The organism is Lacticaseibacillus sp. YLM2-1 (assembly GCF_056583465.1).
In genome coordinates, this window is the sequence record NZ_CM152617.1 from 716,807 (window position 1) to 734,368 (window position 17,562).

At 47.0% G+C, this 17,562-nt stretch carries 18 protein-coding genes; 10 read left to right on the forward strand and 8 right to left on the reverse strand.

Annotated features, from left to right (window positions below; all coding sequences use genetic code 11):
• Position 1 precedes the first annotated feature (1 nt).
• Both AC07KQ_RS03395 and AC07KQ_RS03400 read right to left on the reverse strand, forming a co-directional pair.
• Positions 2 to 778 (reverse strand): DeoR/GlpR family DNA-binding transcription regulator, encoded by a 777-nt coding sequence (locus AC07KQ_RS03395; RefSeq protein ID WP_003563743.1) that lies wholly within the window; start codon positions 776 to 778, stop codon positions 2 to 4.
• Between the two features lie 444 nt (positions 779 to 1,222).
• Positions 1,223 to 1,849: an HAD family hydrolase gene (locus tag AC07KQ_RS03400; protein WP_003563745.1), complete on the reverse strand. Its 627-nt coding sequence runs from the start codon at positions 1,847 to 1,849 to the stop codon at positions 1,223 to 1,225.
• A gap of 60 nt (positions 1,850 to 1,909) precedes the next feature.
• On the opposite strand from AC07KQ_RS03400, the gene AC07KQ_RS03405 reads away from it, so the two are divergent.
• The 4 genes from AC07KQ_RS03405 (at position 1,910) to AC07KQ_RS03420 (ending at position 7,538) form a co-directional block, all read left to right on the forward strand.
• Positions 1,910 to 3,031 (forward strand): exonuclease SbcCD subunit D, encoded by a 1,122-nt coding sequence (locus AC07KQ_RS03405; RefSeq protein ID WP_003563746.1) that lies wholly within the window; start codon positions 1,910 to 1,912, stop codon positions 3,029 to 3,031.
• On the forward strand, positions 3,031 to 6,156 hold the full coding sequence (locus tag AC07KQ_RS03410; RefSeq protein WP_003659917.1) for an AAA family ATPase: 3,126 nt from the start codon (positions 3,031 to 3,033) through the stop codon (positions 6,154 to 6,156). The genes AC07KQ_RS03405 and AC07KQ_RS03410 overlap by 1 nt, the downstream gene beginning before the upstream one ends.
• 98 nt (positions 6,157 to 6,254) lie before the next feature.
• Positions 6,255 to 6,398 (forward strand): hypothetical protein, encoded by a 144-nt coding sequence (locus AC07KQ_RS03415; protein ID WP_003563758.1) that lies wholly within the window; start codon positions 6,255 to 6,257, stop codon positions 6,396 to 6,398.
• Between the two features lie 663 nt (positions 6,399 to 7,061).
• A complete protein-coding gene (locus tag AC07KQ_RS03420; protein WP_003573966.1) occupies positions 7,062 to 7,538 on the forward strand; it encodes an Hsp20/alpha crystallin family protein in 477 nt (158 codons plus the stop codon).
• On the opposite strand, the gene AC07KQ_RS03425 is transcribed toward AC07KQ_RS03420, so the two are convergent.
• Positions 7,532 to 7,765 (reverse strand): hypothetical protein, encoded by a 234-nt coding sequence (locus tag AC07KQ_RS03425; RefSeq protein WP_003659920.1) that lies wholly within the window; start codon positions 7,763 to 7,765, stop codon positions 7,532 to 7,534. The genes AC07KQ_RS03420 and AC07KQ_RS03425 overlap by 7 nt on opposite strands.
• Before the next feature lie 342 nt (positions 7,766 to 8,107).
• Here AC07KQ_RS03425 and mutY point away from each other — a divergent pair, with 342 nt between their 5' ends.
• From mutY to AC07KQ_RS03455, 6 genes are all read left to right on the forward strand, one after another.
• Entirely contained in the window at positions 8,108 to 9,211 is a 1,104-nt protein-coding gene (gene mutY / locus AC07KQ_RS03430) for an A/G-specific adenine glycosylase (protein ID WP_013245516.1), read from the forward strand.
• 210 nt (positions 9,212 to 9,421) lie between these two features.
• The gene (locus AC07KQ_RS03435) at positions 9,422 to 10,207 is read left to right on the forward strand and encodes an alpha/beta hydrolase fold domain-containing protein (RefSeq protein WP_480156614.1); all 786 of its coding nucleotides are present in this window, start codon (positions 9,422 to 9,424) and stop codon (positions 10,205 to 10,207) included.
• Between the two features lie 2 nt (positions 10,208 to 10,209).
• The gene (locus AC07KQ_RS03440; RefSeq protein WP_003563776.1) at positions 10,210 to 10,878 is read left to right on the forward strand and encodes an NAD(P)H-dependent oxidoreductase; all 669 of its coding nucleotides are present in this window, start codon (positions 10,210 to 10,212) and stop codon (positions 10,876 to 10,878) included.
• Complete coding sequence (locus tag AC07KQ_RS03445) at positions 10,875 to 11,054, forward strand: hypothetical protein (protein WP_003563777.1); 180 nt, start codon at positions 10,875 to 10,877, stop codon at positions 11,052 to 11,054. The genes AC07KQ_RS03440 and AC07KQ_RS03445 overlap by 4 nt, the downstream gene beginning before the upstream one ends.
• Positions 11,055 to 11,131: 77 nt before the next feature.
• On the forward strand, positions 11,132 to 11,656 hold the full coding sequence (locus AC07KQ_RS03450) for an HdeD family acid-resistance protein (protein ID WP_003573971.1): 525 nt from the start codon (positions 11,132 to 11,134) through the stop codon (positions 11,654 to 11,656).
• Positions 11,657 to 11,888: 232 nt separating this feature from the next.
• On the forward strand, positions 11,889 to 12,521 hold the full coding sequence (locus AC07KQ_RS03455) for a hypothetical protein (protein WP_003659923.1): 633 nt from the start codon (positions 11,889 to 11,891) through the stop codon (positions 12,519 to 12,521).
• Positions 12,522 to 12,748: 227 nt separating this feature from the next.
• Here the strand turns inward: AC07KQ_RS03455 and AC07KQ_RS03460 are convergent, their stop codons facing one another.
• From AC07KQ_RS03460 to AC07KQ_RS03480, 5 genes are all read right to left on the reverse strand, one after another.
• Entirely contained in the window at positions 12,749 to 13,645 is an 897-nt protein-coding gene (locus AC07KQ_RS03460; RefSeq protein ID WP_123796487.1) for an IS3 family transposase, read from the reverse strand.
• Positions 13,621 to 14,376: a helix-turn-helix domain-containing protein gene (locus AC07KQ_RS03465; protein ID WP_013245323.1), complete on the reverse strand. Its 756-nt coding sequence runs from the start codon at positions 14,374 to 14,376 to the stop codon at positions 13,621 to 13,623. The genes AC07KQ_RS03460 and AC07KQ_RS03465 overlap by 25 nt, the downstream gene beginning before the upstream one ends.
• Before the next feature lie 107 nt (positions 14,377 to 14,483).
• Positions 14,484 to 15,305, reverse strand: a complete 822-nt coding sequence (gene thiD, locus AC07KQ_RS03470) for a bifunctional hydroxymethylpyrimidine kinase/phosphomethylpyrimidine kinase (RefSeq protein WP_003563790.1) — start codon at positions 15,303 to 15,305, stop codon at positions 14,484 to 14,486.
• 173 nt (positions 15,306 to 15,478) lie between these two features.
• On the reverse strand, positions 15,479 to 16,540 hold the full coding sequence (locus tag AC07KQ_RS03475; RefSeq protein ID WP_003563792.1) for a hypothetical protein: 1,062 nt from the start codon (positions 16,538 to 16,540) through the stop codon (positions 15,479 to 15,481).
• Positions 16,533 to 17,363 (reverse strand): hypothetical protein, encoded by an 831-nt coding sequence (locus AC07KQ_RS03480; protein ID WP_003563793.1) that lies wholly within the window; start codon positions 17,361 to 17,363, stop codon positions 16,533 to 16,535. The genes AC07KQ_RS03475 and AC07KQ_RS03480 overlap by 8 nt, the downstream gene beginning before the upstream one ends.
• Positions 17,364 to 17,562: the final 199 nt, after the last annotated feature.

The window sequence follows — 17,562 nt, forward strand, 5'->3', positions numbered from 1 at the left end:
CTTATTCTCCTTTATTTGTTTTATCTGTGATGACATGTGTGAACGTGTTGTAATGTTGAAGATCATCGCGACTGATGCCCGGATCGGTAATCAAGCCATCTGTCTGATCAAGATCATAGAAGCTATAGAAGTCTTGCCGATTCAACTTGAAATGATCTGCGACCACAAGTTTCATGCCCGCATTGTCTAAGGCAATACGTTGTGTCTGGCCTTCTTCGGGGCTAGCATTGCTGATATGATTGTCCGCAATACCGTTGACACTGATAAATGCTTTCGTGGTGGTGAGATGTGCTAGCATTTCGTTTGCTAAGCTGCCGATAAATGCGCCAGATCGAGCCCGAAGCCGTCCGCCAATTAGTTGCAGTGAAAAGAAATCCGCGCGATCCTGAAAACTTTGAAAAACAGGGAGACTATTGGTGATGATGCGCACGTCTGGTTTTTTGAGATATTGTGCAATCATTTCGTTCGTGGTCCCAGGGCCGATATAGATCGTGTCGCCTGGTATGATCAGTGCGGCAATTGTTGCGGCGATTTTTCGCTTTTCATTCACATGAATCGATCGCTTTTCATTTCGGGATAATTCAGTCAGCGGTTTAAAGTTGGTACTCTGGGCGCCGCCATGAATGCGGACTAATTCTTTTTGGTCGGCAAGCTCTTCCAAATCCCGTCGCACCGTCATCGTTGAAACACCAAGGCTTTCCCCGATTTCGTTGACAGTTACAATACCCTTGCGGTCAACTAAATTACGTATTGTCAGTAAGCGCTCGTCTTTTAACATATCCTCACCTCGCACGTGTGTTCATTGTTGTTTGATTTTGTTTCTTATTACATTGTTCAAGTTACCACCGAGTTCAATATTCGTCAAGCCTATAAATACGATGTCTATTAAGATTTCATTTGCCTTGATGATAAAAGATAGAGATCACAAGAAAACGGTTTACAATGAACAAACGGATATAATGCAGCATTTAACCAAACAGAAAACAACATACACACACAGAAATCTGCTTTCACGAACGTTTTCACAAAAATGCTCATGCTCGGTGACCTGTGTCGGATGGCTTTTTAGCTGGTGTAGATGAGAAATTCATGGCATAAATTCAAAAAATAAGTTTAAAAAAAACCGCCAATAGGTGCATGTGCGCACGCACTCTTTAGCGGTTTTTGGTTGGAAATTGTGGATAAACGTCATTTTAACGTAGTATATAATAGGAACAACACGTCAAGCTAAGGTTGGCAAAGTCAGCAAATCACTTGCCTGTTGTAGCACCGCAACCCGAGGCATTACTTCATTACTTGGCGGCGTGGTCCAACCTGCAAGTGCAAAAGCAACCTTGGCGTCGGCAGCTGCCTGTGCATCAGTCGGTGTATCACCAATGTAGATCGTTGATGCTGGCTCACTGCCCAAACGTTCACGTGCGAGGGTGATGGGATCGCCAAAGGGTTTGTTGCGTTTGGCCTCGCCAGCAACCACGATCGCGTCGAAGTAAGGACTAAAATGAAACTTTTTGTCTTCTTCAATGAACTGCGTCTTGTCTTTTGACGTCACTAGGCCAAGCTTGTAGGTTTGTTTGAGCTGATTGAGCGCATGCTGCATACCGGGAAACCAAGCAATGTCGGTGAGGAATTCCTTCGAATCTTCTCGCCATTGCTCATGGACTTCAGGAATTTCTGCGGCACTGAATCCGAGTTCCGCGAGGCTGTCAACGCCCGCACGCCCATTGGTCCAGGTTAATTCATGAATGGGGACCTCTCGGCCATGGCGGCGTAATGTTTTTTGTAAGCCATACAAATACGCCTCTACATTGTCGAGCAGCGTACCATCGATGTCGAAGATAAAAGTGTTCATGATATTCCTCCCAATAAAGATAATTGTAGCAAGTAAGCGATAACAAGGAAAGGCATAACGATGAGATTCTTACACACAGCCGATTGGCATATTGGTAAAAAACTAAATGATTTTGATTTGCTTGAGGATCAACAAGCTGTGTTTGAGCAGCTGGTGGAAACGGCTAAGCAGCATAAAGTTGATGCCATTGTCATTGCGGGGGATCTCTATGACCGCGCCTTGCCAAGCGAAGCTGCTGTTTCCGTTCTGGATAACATGTTGATTAAGTTGAATCGTGACCACGGCTATCCGTTGTTGGTCATTTCAGGCAACCATGACTCGGCGGTACGCCTGCGCACAGGTCGGGCATGGTATGCCGCTACTAAAATGTTTGTTAATACCCAAGTAGCCGAAGCTTTTACACCCATTGAGTTGGATGGCGTGCAATTCTTTTTGCTGCCGTATTTTGAACCCTTTGCTGTTCGTGACTATTTTCAAGATAAGACAATCACGAATGTGGCTCAGGCAATTCGCCCGATTGTCGCGAAAATGAAGACTTTATTTAAGCCAGATATGCGTCATATTCTGGTTAGTCATTTTTTTGCTGCTGGAAGTGACCATAGTGCTTCGGAAACGAAAGTTAATGTTGGTGGACTGGACGCGGTACCGCTGGATGATTTGGCAGCATTTGATTATGTGGCACTAGGGCATCTGCACAACCATCATGCTTTGCATGGTGAACCAAAGATTCAATATAGCGGTGCTTTGTTAAAATACGCGGTCAGCGAGGCCCATCAAGAAAAAGGGGTCTATATTGTCGATACTGAGACCATGGATCGTGAGTTTGTGCCGTTGAAGCCTAAGCACGATTTAATCGAGTTAAAAGCTAGTTATGCCGACTTGACGGCTCCAGCATACTATCAGCAGCAGGATCGAGACGCCTATATTGGGATTGATTTGACCGATACGCAAGTAATTCCGAATGTCATGGCGCAATTACGCCAGATTTATCCGCGGATTATTAGCCTGCGCCGTGAGAACGGTGTGAATGCCATCAAGCCTTTGCAAGAGCGGCAGCGTGATTTGGATCCGATGAGTTTGCTGCAGACTTTTTTTAAAGATATGACACAAGATGATTTGTCGGCCGCCCAGATTAAGTGGGCGAAGGCAGGGTTGACGACGGCTAAAAAGGAGCAGGCATAATGCAACTTAAACAATTACACATGCAATTTTTTGGTCCATATGCAGATGCAGTCGTTGATTTTGACGATTTTCGTACCAGTCCCTTATTCTTGATCAGCGGGCCAACCGGCAGTGGTAAAACCACGATTTTTGATGCTTTGATTTATGCCTTGTATGGTGAAACGTCAGGTGAGCGTGACGGTGGGCAAATGCGCTCAAATTTTGCAGGTAACAGCGATTTAACAAAGGTGACACTCACCTTTGATCATGATGGCAAACATTATTTAATCGAGCGCCAACCGCCGCAATTGCAAAGTAAAAAACGCGGCGATGGACTAACCGAAGTCAAAGCTAAGGTGTTGCTAGCTATCTCCTCAGATGAAAAACAGGTGGCTGAGTACCGTAAGAAAAATCAAGTTCAGGAACAGCTAGACGCCGTTTTACACCTTGATGCTTCGCAGTTTCGACAGATTGTTTTGTTGCCACAAGGCGATTTTCGCCGGTTCTTAGATGCTGATAGCAATGCGAAAGAAGATCTACTGCGTGACTTGTTCGGTACTCAGTTGATTCAACGTTGGCAAACCGCTATGTTGGCGCAGATGAAAGCCAAGGGAGCAGCCATTCAGGACCAAGAGCGGATGTTAGACGTTTTGATGTCGCAGTTTGACTTCGAGACGGCTCCTGACGAGCATGCTACGATGGCGGATAAGCTGTCATTGATGAGAGCAACGGTGGCGAGTCAAGCGAAAGTTGTGACAGCAAGACAAGCGACCGCGGCGCAAAGTCACCAACGATATCAGGAAGCACAAACGGCACTGCAACAGGGGCAACAATTGGCGCAGGCTTTTACAGAGCGAGAACAAGCCGCCACAGCTTTAGCAAAACTGGCGGAGCAAAAACAAACCCATCAGAAGCAATTAAAACAAATTGAACAATTGACATGGGTACAGCAACATGAAAATGCTGCTCAACGTGTTCAAAAGGCTGGACAAGATCTTAAAGCGGCAATTGTGCAGTCTGAACAAACGCAAGCAGCTTTAACGACGACCGAACAGAAATTTTCTCTGGACAAGCAAGCTTTAGCACGCTTGCAGGCCAAATCAGACCAGATTGAGGCCCAAAAGAAACAACTGAATAGTTTACAGGCTGTTCAGCAACAGTTGACAGCCATCGCCGAACAAAATAAACAGGTGATTAAACAAGCAGCAATTGTTAATGAGGCTGAGCTTGCGTTGACGCACGCACAACAGCAGTTGACGGACGCCCAAACCGTTAAAACACAGCAGCAAACAAGTCTGGATAACTTGGGCTTGGATGAGCTGATAACCACGGTCAATACTCAGCGCAACTTATTGGCTGCCTTAGTGCCACAGGCTGCTAATTATCAGGAAGCCCAAGCTGATGTTGCACAGTTGTCTATGGCCATCAAAAAAACCCAAGTTACGCTGGAGCAAGCCGAAACGCAGGTAGCAGCCACAACCTCGCATTTGAACAAGCTTCAGCAGACTCAGATTCGCCAACAAATTGCACATTTGGCTGCTAAGCTCGAGCCTGACAGCCCATGTCCTGTTTGCGGCAGTACTAGCCATCCGCATCCGGCGCTTGTGGTTGACGAACCATTGGTGAGCGAAGCAGCGTTGAAACAAGCCGATCAGGAACGGCAAAAGGCTGCCGCAAGAAAAACTATGGTCGAGACACAATTGGCGAATCTTGAAACCCAACTGAAAACTGCGAAGGCCAAAACTGCACAGGCAAGGCAGGCTTTTACTGAGCATTGGCAAGAACAGGCCAAACTGATTGCAGGCGTTGCGGATAAAACTGGTATTTTACAACAATTAACGGCGTTGAAAACACTGGCGGCAACTAACGAGCACCAGTTAACGGAAGCGCAAACGGAGCACGCTGCTTTGCAAGTTGCGCTAAAAAAGAGTGACAAGGCCATCACTACCGGTACGACAAAAGTTCAGCAATGCGAAGCTAGTTTGAACACGGCTAGAATTGATGCGGCTGAAGCGGAAAGTGCGTTGAAGACCATGCAAAAGAACCTGCCCGCGGAAGCGACGGATTTGGCGACGGTCGCTGCTCAAGCTACAACCCTGCAGACAACCATTACAACGTATCAGGCTCAACTTCAGGAGGCGCAGGCAAGGGTCAATGCTTTGGATCGGCAATTAGCCGGGTTGCAAGCAGACGAGAAACACGCCGCGGCACAAGTGACTGCTTTGACCAAGGAACAGGCGGAAGCAAAAGCAACCTTTACGATAGCAGTCACGGAGTATTTTGGTGCTGATGGCAAGCAACGGTTCGCCGAGTTGCAGCTGCGGGTATCACAATTACCGCTGTTGAACGAACAGGTTCAGACTTATGAGCATACACAGCTCAAACAACAAACGTTATTAGATGCCGCCAATAAAACTATTGGTACCCAAGCACAGCCACAGCTTGATCAGCTTGAGGCCGAAGCAACAGCAGCGGAAACGACAGCAACAAACGACCAAACGGCTTTGATTAAGATTAGTCAGGCGCATGATGCTGCTGAAAAATTGGCCAAACAAGCGGCCACTATCTTTACGGCCAATCAAACGGCGCTTGCAGCCTACGCGGATTTACAAACACTGGCCACTGTGATGAATGGAAATGGTCCCAAGAAACTCAGTCTGGAGCGATACGTTTTGCAGGCTTATTTGCAAGAAATTCTGAATGTGGCCAATAGCCGTCTGCAGGTTTTGTCCAATAACCGGTATCAATTTGTTTTGCATACCAGCTTGGGGACGCAGAAGATCCACTCTGGGTTGGAAATTGATGTTTACGATGATCAGGTTGGTGAGAAACGAGCTGTGCAGACGCTATCAGGCGGTGAAAGCTTCATCGCTGCCCTTAGCTTGGCGCTGGCTTTAGGGGAAGTGATTCAGCAGGAAAGCGGCGGGATTAATATTGATGCATTGTTTGTTGATGAAGGCTTCGGCAGCCTTGATGCCAATAGTCTTGATGTGGCGATGAATGCGTTAGAATCATTAGAAGGCGAATCGCGGCTAATCGGCATCATTTCACATGTGACCGAGCTGCGGGATAATATTCCCGATCAGTTGCAAGTTGAGCCAGCAGGTACGGGCCGCAGTCGCTTAAAGATCCTTCACTCGGCTTAGCACTTTTAAATTGAGTGTGCCAAGTCTACGTGAAAGTGGTATAACAGAGATTGTAAGGGTCAATCCTACGAACTCACACCAAAAAGAGGCGACATCACATGGCATCATTGAGCAAAGAACAGAAAAAAGCTTTGATCGCTAAAGTTGAAAAGGAGCGCCAAGACCATCCCGAAAAGAAGTCAAAGAAGTCTGGCTTTGAAACGATTGACGAAGAAGCAGAACGCCTTGAAAGCGAAAATTAATGTTAGTTGAGTCGCTGGTCCTGAACAGTTAACTGTTCAGGGCTTTTTTTTGCAGAGCGCAAACTGGCCCGCTTAGAAACCGAAGCATAAGTGGCCTCGAACCTAAACGACTGGTCTTTGGTCGTTTAGGTTCGAGGTCCTTATGCGGAGGTTTCTGGGCCAGTTTGCGCGTTTCGGAGTTCAGCAATATCAGGCAGGGCTTTGGTCGTTTTAGGTTCGAGGTCCTTATGCTTCGGTTTCTGGGTCGGTTTGCGCGTTTTCAAAGATCTATAGCCCAATATTCAGTTTCGGGACAGCCAGATCTGCAACTTTTGCGCCCCAGTGACAGTAACTGTCTATGATGGCAAGAACGGTATTTATCGCCATTAAGCTAGCGCTTTTACCCATGACGCCGCATACTAGTCGTGTCCATTGAGCAGTTGCCGCAATACTAAGACTTTTTTAATAATGGTCTACAAAGAAATTAAAAGCTATAACGCATGTGAGAGTATGCAAAGAAACCGATTAATCAGCTTTTTTCAAAAAATATTAGCACTTAGCGTTCACAAGTGCTAGTTTGTGGTATAACTATAGGTGGAGCGAGGGAGAAGGAACAAGAGCTTCAGAGCAAATGTGTTTCTCCCGAATCGCCAAAGTCTCTATATTGAAAGGAAGCTATCTGTTATGGCTAATGAAGTTTTGAATCGTCGTAATAATGAGTTGATGAACAATGTGAATGATCCGTTCTTTGACAACTTAGCACGCCGGTTCTTCGGCCCGGTATCTGACTGGATGGATTGGGCAACACCTGCCATCACCAGCACGGCCGTCAACGGATTACTAACTGATGTTAAGGAGACCAAGGACGCTTACGAAGTTCATGTGGATGTACCTGGGATTGATAAGAACAACATCAAGATGAACTACCACGATGGTGTTTTGAGTATTAACGTTCATAAGGACGATATCACCGACCACGCTGATAAGAACGGCAACGTCATGATGTCTGAACGTAACTACGGCACAATGAGTCGGAGCTATCAACTACCAAACGTTGATGCAAGCAACATCAAGGCAGCCTATCAGGATGGTGTCCTCAATATCACCATGCCTAAGCTGACTGAATCTAAGGAGTCTGGTCACAACATTGAAATTCAATAATGTTCGTCATCAGCTGACCCAAGATTTACGGACTGCATTGCAAGCATGAATAGAAGCGGCACTTCTGCCGTTAGTGGGCAGAACCCATGAGTAAGCAAACAAAAATCGATGAGAATTGCCGCAGTTGCAGTGATCATTGAGTCGTTAAAGTCATCCCAGCGATACGTATGGTCGTTGGGGTGATTTTTTTGTAGAGCGCGAAAAGGCGCGATTAGAAACCGGAACATAAGTGGCCTCGAGCCTAAACGACAGGGCTTTGGTCGTTTAGGTTCGAGGTCCTTATGTGCAGGTTTCTGCGCCTTTTCGCGCGTTTCAGAGAGCCACAATATCATGGCTAAGCTTTAGCCATTTAGATTCAAGCTCCTTATGCGCAGGTTTCTAGGTCAGTTTGCGCGCTTCGGCGAGCCACAATATCATGACAGGGCTTTGGTCGTTTAGGTTCGAGGTCCTTATGCACAGGCTTCTGGACCTTGCTCGCGCATTTCAGCTTGAAACAAGGATTCCCACTCACTAACAAAAGCAGTTCAATATTTCCCGATTTTCAAGTCCATGGTAAGCTAGGGGTTATGATGACAAACAAATTAATCAACTGGCCGCCGGAAAAAGTGGCGGCTTTTCAAAAGGCCTTATTGAATTGGTATGATCAACATGCGCGTCAATTGCCGTGGCGCGAGGATCATGATCCTTATCATGTCATGGTTAGTGAGCTCATGCTGCAGCAAACGCAAGTGCAGACGGTGATTCCTTATTATGAACGGTTTATGAATCAATTCCCGACCGTGGGAGCCTTAGCGAAGGCGCCAGAAGCAGAGGTTCTGAAGGCGTGGGAGGGCTTGGGTTATTATTCCCGCGCACGCCGTCTGCAACAGGCAGCCAAGCAGATTGTTGCCGATTATGGCGGCGTTTGGCCGCAGACCTCAGAAACACTGCAGACATTGTCTGGCATCGGGCCTTACACAGCCGGAGCGATTGCGTCAATTAGTTTCGGGGAACCTGTGCCTGCCATTGACGGTAACGCTTTTCGAGTTTTCGCTCGGTTGTTTAAAGTGGATGCGGATATTGCCCGGCCACAAACGCGTCAGATCTTTTTTGACTTGATTCAGCCACTGATGCCAAAAGATCGACCTGGTGATTTTAATCAGGCCGTCATGGATCTTGGCTCAAGTTACATGTCGGCGAATCACCCAGACCCTGCACATTCTCCGGTGCGAGATTTTGATGCCAGTTATCGAGATGGGGTGGTTTCGGCTTATCCGGTTAAAACGAAAAAGCCACGGCCGGTGTTGCATCGTTACTTTGCGTTAGTCATTCGCTCGGAGAAAGGCTATTTACTTGAACAGCGGCCAAGTACTGGCTTGCTGGCTGATTTGTGGATGTTTCCGCTCGTTGACATGGCAGATCTTGAAAGTACCATGATGAGTGCGCAGTTAGATGAGGTCAGCACGTTGTTTGCGGCATCGTCAGGGATGCAGCTGACGTTTGCGGATCTTGGCGCGAAAACGGTTAAGCATACTTTTACGCATCAGCAATGGCAGTTGACGTTGATTGGGGTCGAAACTGCGGCGAGCGATCTCAGCTTTTTACCAGCACGGTGGGTGAAAGCGGATCATTTTAGTGAGCTGGCGTTGCCGACGGTGCAGAAGAAGTTGAATGCAGCGCTGGGGATGAATTAGAAATTGGTATTGGGTGAGTGGCTTAGTGATTTTGAAACATGTTCATCAGCTCAGAAACTGGGCCGTCTCACCCGCTGGCTGAAACGTGCGAACAGGCGCAGCTCGGCTATGCCAAGCTAACCGCTCCGCTTCACGCTCTGAGTCAATTGCTTACATTTCGCCGTTGAGCGGGTTATACTGAGTGCAAATTTGATTGGAGAGGTGAGCGTTTTGACAGTTAAAGTAACAAGAGATATCGCTTACGGTGATGCAGCATTACAGAAGCTTGATTTTTATGAACCAGAGAAGTCAAATGGGGCGGCGATCCTCGACATTCACGGTGGCGGTTGGTTTCGCGGTGAGAAGAATAAAGAAGGCGAGATGGCTGAACGGTTTGCCGCACTTGGTTATACGGTGGCGGTTCCAAATTACCGGCTTGCACCTGAAGCCTTCTTCCCAGCAGCTCGTGATGATGTTTTAGCAGCCTTTTCATGGTTGCGTGAGCATACTAAAGGGTTGCAACTTGGCGTTTTTGGGTCCAGTGCCGGTGGTTCGCTGTCAGTTGACGTTGGGTTAGCCGAAGGGGTACCGACAGTTTCTTGGTCGGGCATCTTCGACATTCGTCAGTGGTTCGCAGATCATCCAGCAGTCGTTGCCCAGCCGGATACGAAAACCGATTTTGTGAAAACGGCAAGTGCGAAAATTGACCAAGGTGGTCGTAATGATCTATTTTACAAATGGTTCATTTTGAATTATGTTGATTCAGATGAAACAAAGTTCCCTGAAGTTGAACCGTTTGACCGTTTGACCGCTCAGGCTGGACCTTTGTATCTGGCTAATTCGCAGGAAGAGATTATTCCGATTAGCGGCATCTATCAATTGGCACATGCCGCTGAAAAGCTTGGCTTACCTGTGACCTTGCAGTCGATTCCGGGCGGTCAGCATGCTGAAGGCTATCTTGATGAAGCGTGGCAGGGTACCGTTGCGTTCTTTGCGCAGTATTTGTTGAAAGGATAATCGTGGAAACATTAGTCGTTGTGAGTCATCCTGAAATTGAAAAAAGCGACACTCAGCAGTTTCTAAAGGCGAGTGCCGCTTCTTTGTCACAAGTCGTGTGGCATCATTTAGATAGTCGGCTACCCTTTGATGTGACGGCGGAGCAGCAAGCAATCACGTCTGCTGATCGCCTTATTTTTCAGTTTCCGCTTTATTGGTATATGGCGCCGGCAAGCTTACATCAGTGGCTGACAGATGTTTGGCTGAAACAGTTTGTTTATGATGCGCGAGGTGGATTGCTACACGGCAAATCACTTGGTTTTGTCGTGACATTCAGTCAACCGGCGACCGCCTATCAGCTTGGCGGTAGCGTTGGTTTTAGCATCAGCCAATTTTTGACACCATACGCGGCCTTGGCGGCTAAAACCGGCTTGACGTTATTGCCGCCTTTGACAATTGCCCAATTTGCCAATCAAACGGATCTTGAGCATCAACAATTATTGGTGCGTTATCAGCAATATTTGACGCTTGACCATCCTGACCGACCAGATGAACAAGCACAGTGGTTTATTGATCGATTGAGCGGCAACGCTGACACACAATTGTTGGCGGATCAATTAGCAGCGCAGACGGATGACATTGATCGCTTACGTTTGACATTACACGAATTAAAGGCAGGCGAGTCGGAATGACAACAGATGAACAATGGCTAGTGAACGCTGCTGCAGTGCAGGAAAAACAGGCAACATCTTATGAAAATGCCGCCTTTTTTAGGGCACTACAAGCATTCGTCACCCAGCAGGCAAAACGTCGTGAAAGTCTTGAAGGTGAAATCGATGGCCGCAGTTGGAATCACGAACAATGGTGAAAGTTCAGTCTGACGACGGAGGGGAAATAACTCACCGTATGCTATGGTTAAGTTAGCAAAACAAAGGAGCCTAAAAAATGCAAACAATGTTTGATCGTCTTCAACGTTGGTCATGGCTGCGCGGTTTGCTGATGATTTTAATCGGTGCCTGGATTTTAATCGCACCGCGCCAAGTCTATCGCAGTTTTCTCTGGATCGTAGCTGCAGTCTTGATTATTGCGGCAATTCCAAAGCTGATTGACGGCTTTTCAGCCCGCAAAGCATCAGGCACTTACGGTACATCGCTTTTTACAGGGGGCTTTTACCTGTTATTGGCGCTGATGGTGCCGGTCATCGTTCGGCCACTGATGAGTCTCGGGCCATTGCTGCTGGGCATTGTCTTGATGATTTATGGTGTCAATAAAATTTTAAGTGCTCGAAATCGACAACAATTTGTGAACGTCTCGGTTTGGCCGACCGTCATTTATGGTGTGGTGTTGCTCATCATGGGCTTCATTATGGCCTTGAATCCGTTCAGAACTGTCATGATGGTCTTCTCATTCTTTGGTGGCTTACTCGTTGTCATGGGCATTTTGCAACTCTTTACGCGACCACGTGCCTAATCACTAAAAAAGCATTCGACATCTAAAAGGTGGGGAATGCTTTTTTTCTTTGCCTAGATCTTTTGCTGGCTGATAGGCAGAATAATTGTATTCCACCGAGTAGATGGCTACACTCTGTGCAAAAGGATCTGACAACGCTTAACATGCGTGCTTAGAAACTGGCCTATACGCGATTTAAGGCTGAAGTCGTCGCCTTTCTGGGCTGGAGAACACGTTGAAGGAGGAAAAAATGATGCACAAGTTTGATTGGCGGGAAGTTGAACGTGACGAGTATTCGCGGTCTGAGGAACCTAGTTTTGTGAAGTTGACAACGCGCAGCTATATCACAGCGATGGGGGTGGCACCAGATCGGGTGACGGATCAAGCCTTCACGTCATTGGCAGCAGCGGTCACCCAAATTGCTGAGCGGATCAGCGAAGGACCAGATGCTGGCATTGATATTCCGAACTTTAAAGCTTACCATCCCTATCCATTGCAGGCGGTTTGGTCAGGGGGCGATAAAATCAGTAAGCGCCACATTTTTCGACTGTGGTTGAAGCAACCGTTGTTTATTCATGAAGACCAGTTTGAGGCTGCACTGACACAGCTGCATTTTGAACCAGCCATTGCCCAGCAGCTTCACTTAGAACAGTTGGCAGAAGGGTTTGAAATTCAAAGCTTTAATTCAACACCACTGACGGATGAAGCACCTGCGATTGCGCATATTCAAACAGTGATCAATCGCGACCATCTCGTTCCTAAATTTGATGATCGGCATCGCGAGGTTTATTTGGAAGGCTATCAAGGAGAAGTGCCGGTACTTTACCGGGTGCCGCTTGACGAAAACTTCGGTGAAGTTGGCGATGAGCAGGTTGCATATAATTAATCTGAATCGATGGCGCCATGAAAAAGCGATCAGCTGGGGCGGTGCCCCGTCAAGTGGACAGCTCAAATATTAAAAAGTTGTTCTCGTGTTATTTCCAAGTTAGGGACAAATTAATCATTAATTTTGGCAGTCCGCCTGGGCTGCCATTTTTGATCCAAGCACTTTCCTAATCAAAAGGTCCTTCTTGAATCATGGCTCTCCTCCTCGTGGATTCTTACAGAATACTATTATGCTGCTGTTTCAATGGCATGATTTCGGTATTCCGCTGGGGTCATCCCGTTGAGTGTCTCTTGGTGCCGATCACCGTTGTACCACAACACGTATTCTTCAATGAATTGCATCATTTCTTCGTATGTATTGGCATGGACAAAGTCAAAATATTCAGTCTTCGCATGGCTCCAGAGACTCTCCATCGGACTATTGTCTCCCGGTGTTCCCGGCCGTGACATGCTATGAATAACACCAGAACCGGCCAATTCAGTATTGTATAGTCGGGATGTGTAACCGGAACCTTGGTCACTGTGCAGCAGCTCAGGCAAAGTCTCCTCTGCCTCTGCAGCGGCTCTGAATGTTTGAGTGACCAGTGTAGCGGTCTCACTCGGCTCGACCTCCCAAGCCACGATACTATGGTCGTAGAGATCCTTGATTGCGCTCAAACGCAAATGGCACTCTGAATTGAAGCCATACGTCAACTCGCTGCAGTCCGTGACCCAAACCTCATTGGGCCGGGTAGGATGAAAGGCATGGCTGCCATCCTGGTTAAGCAATTTATTTCCAAGGATGTATTCCTTCTTTTCCGCTACTCGATCATGCTTCTTCTGGCGAATTGAACACTGAATACCGTTATCTTGCATCAATCGCCGAACCCGTTTAGGGTTCACATGATAATCAGTCTCCTGATTAATGATCATCCTTAACCGATCAACCCCATAAATGTAGTGATTGTCTTCTTCTAATTTCTTGATGAAACGAACCAGCTCAGTGTTCATGATGTCTTGTTTAGTTGGTTCTCGGTGCAGCCACTTGTAATAAGCAGAGCGTGGAATATCGAATATTTGGCAGCACAACGATACCGAATGGTATCGCTTGGTGACCCTGGTTACCTCTTGGGTGAGTTCTTGAATGGCAGTATATTGGTATTGTCGGTGTTGTTGCCGGCACTCCTTCTCTCTACATTTTGCAATTTTTTTAGGAGAGCGTTCTCCGTCTCCAGATAGTCAATCCTGGCCTTACTTTGTTTGTTCTCAAGCTTTAAACGTTGATTCTCATCAAGGGTGTTTTCAGGCTTATGCTGACCTCGCCGATCCTTAAGACCTTCCTCGCCGCTCTCGCGAAACTTCTTCACCCAAGAATAGACTTGACCGTACGAAACTCCAAAGTGCTTAATGGCCCCTTGGTAGTCCATATCATGTGCGATGATCCACTGTGCGATTTCGATTCTTTCAACGTAAGTTGTTTTCTTGCCCTTTGTCATGGGTGCACTCCCTCTAGTGGTCTGTAGTAGTTGACCACTATTATACAGAGAAACCCATTGGTAAACGACTGCTGGATTGGAGATGTCATACTCCGCACATAGTTTAGGGTAAGACGTCCCACCCGCCAGGTATTCTTGGACAATCTGAAGCTTGAACTCTCTGGAATACGTCTTGTGTTTACGTGGGTGGCGTCGCGTTGCTCGTTTCTTCGGGACGAGTCCAGCCGCTCCCCATTGCTGATAGCTGTGCACCCACCGACCTAAAGCCACATGGCGGGGTCCCCCAGACCTCTGAACATCCATGAGTGATTGGCCAGACAGAACTCGATTAACGAATTGAATCTTTTCTTCCAAAGAATAACGAATTCCCTTCCGCCGCATAAAAAAACTCCCTTCCAGGAGAACAGACCTTAAATATTTGGTCTGTCCACCCAAAAGGGAGTGTACCCGCTCTTTTTAAAATGAGCTGATCGCTTTTGTTGTCTTAATTAGAATTGTGGGTAGACAATCTTATTGGCCCAGTGATTGATCGGGCCGTACTGATGACCGACTGCAATTGGATGACCAATGGCTTGATTGGTGAAACGCTTAGCAATGCGAATGGCTTCCTCAACTGAGTTGCCTTTGCCAATTTCTGCGGTGATGACGGCGGAAAGCGTGTCACCTGTGCCGTTAACCCGGTCGGTTGCATGATAAGGTTCACTTAACCAGAATGACTTGCCGCTTTCCAGCAAAACAAAATCACGCACAGTTGGTTGCGTAGGATCATCATGGGCACCTTTTAAAACAATGTTCTTGGCACCGGAGTCTTGTAGTTGATGTGCGGCCGCTTCAGTCTGAGCGTCGGTGTCGAGTTTCATACCGGTTAGATGCTCGGCCTCGTAATGATTGGGGGTGACCACCGTTGCTAGGGGGATCAGTTCATTTTTGACAGCATCATAAGCGTCTTGTTCTAGCAACATCGCGCCGTGTTTAGTGATAATAACGGGATCGACAACTAAGGCACCGAAATCATATTGCTGCCAGTTTTTGATAATATTTTGCACCAGTGCGCGATCGGCAAGCATGCCCGTTTTAGCAGCGCGAATATGCAAATCAGCAGCGAGTGACTTGAACTGGGCATCAATGAACGGTAATGGCATGACCATACTATCCTGAATCCCGTAAGAATTGCCTGCAACAGCCGCGGTTAAAATGGTAGCACCATAAACACCGCGCATGAAGAAACTATGCAAATCGGCTTGGACACCGGCACTGCCGTCACTGTCCGTACCGCCGATTGTCATCACTTGTGGAAACTCATTAGCCACGTGATTCCCTCCTCGTAAACGTGTTCACTGGTGCAGAAGCCGGTACATCAGGATCTGAAGCACACTGGCCAAAGCTCAGCCAATGCGCTTCAGGTCGCTTATGCTCCGGATTCTAACCGCATCAGTTTACGCTCTTCCTGATAAAAGACTGTCATGACTTGCCAATACTGTTACTAATTAAACGCCCGTTTTTGCGGCAAGACAGCTTTAAGCCATTCGCCGATAAATGGATACTGATGGTTAAGTTCGATGATCTGCGTTTCTGGATCAGGATACTTCAGATAAACCATATTATTAGCCGGATTGATCATCACTGTAAAGATCTTTTGATTTGGTAGTGGCAATTCGTAAACGCCAGCTTTGGCACCTTGTCGCATGAGGATAGCGTTGTTGGATGCAATGACGAATAATTCATCCAATGCAGGTGAATTACTGCCTGCCGAAACACGAATAATGAGCTTGAGACGGTGATTGACCAATTCTTGCGGCACAGTAGTTGATGCCCACTCAAAGCGGTCATTTTTGACTTCTTCAGAGCCAAGATCTTGCCAGTCGTGGCCATCTTCGTCTAGGACTTGATACCCAAGTACTTTTGCATCCTGATCTAATGACGTACCAATGCTAAAGTCGCCGGCTTTGATGACTGCCTTTTTTGCAACGAGTGGTTTGAGGTTATCAAACCGTGTCTTGAAACTTAGTCCGTTAACGGGTTGCAAGACAGTTTCATCAACAGTAGTGAAGCGATAGCCGCCTTGATTGAGCGCTTTGGCTAAAGCAGACAGTGCCTTAACGGTTTCGGCATCGTAGGTCATGGCATTGCTGTCAGCAGCGGTGATCTGCAAAAGTGTCGGTAGGTTGACCGCTTTTAATTTGGCATCGTCACTCAAGGGATCCACAATCGTTAACAATGTGTTGTTGTCGTCCTGCGTCGTCTGAATCACCGCAATTTCGCTGTGGTGAGCATCTGCCGTTGTATCCTGCAGCCACAATGTCTGCAAAAATGGGGTAGGGATTGACGTCAAGTTTTGCAATGCCTGATATAATTTATTGCCCAAGAGATTCGTGTAGCTTGCCAATAAGGCGGTCAATGCCTCATCATTTGATTCCCATAATGGCGAGTTTGCTAAACGATCGGCTTCTTGCTGATATGCTGTACCAATTTGTTGGCGTGCCTGAGCAACGGTGAGTGGTTTTGTAATCAGGGCAGCCAAATGTGCATCATTAAGATTAAGCATGCGTGCGCCCTCCTTCAAGCTTTAATGACTGCATGAAATCATCCTTCAAGTTAGCTAAGATATTTTCAAATTCAGCGACTGAGCTGTAAGTCCCCATCACTGCTTGGAATTCATAGCGCGTGATGGCTGCGGAAACTTCGAGTTCGCGTTTGCGCTTGTCGAAAATATCATCGGCGGTAAGCTTTTCCTTGTCGAACTGTGCTTTCAGTCGCGAGGCATCTCCTGAAGGTTGTGAAGGCGATGGTTGGTCATCATCACTCGGATCAATAAAGTTTTTCAACAAGCCACGGAAACCGCTGTTGCCTTGGGTTGCTTGGCCGCGCTCTGGGGCGTTTTCGGCTTCCAAGTTGTCGATTTGGGTGTGCAATGAATCGACGTCACGGTAAACCTCTTTGCGCATCGCATCCAACTGGCGGTCTAGATAATGGTCGGGATCGTCAGAAAAAGCTTCGAGTTGTGGTAGGATGCGGCGCTGTTCGTCAGCTGACTGCGTGATTGCTCGCAAGATGACGTTAATATGGCCAAACTCGCGTCGGTGGTACCAATTACCAAAGTAGACGGTTCCTTGATCATTAACTTCAAAAAAGGGGATGTGCTGGCGCAGAAAATCAATAAGACCGATCTGCAGAAAATCATGCAGTTCCGCCTGTGCGTTTTTGTCATAAGCCAAAATATAACCAGGCGTTTCTTCGATGTCTAGCCGCAGATTTTCAGCGGTTGCATCTAGTCCCTGATAAAGGCGATAACGTGACTTTTTATGCCAAGCATCGGTAAAATCGTTGAAGAATTTCTTTTGATAAGTAAGGCTAGCTTCAATTGACATTTAATATCCTCTCACATTCTATACTAATGATTTAAGTGTACCGCATAACTGGCAATATAAGGAAGTTTTCTTGTCTTTTTCAAGCCCAGAAGGCAGATTCAGCCGTAAATGCTGGATACATGCTAGAATATGGACGAGAGGTCGTTGCTTCCTATAAACGCGCTCGTCAACCCAGCAAGTTGCATGTAGGCGGATTGAC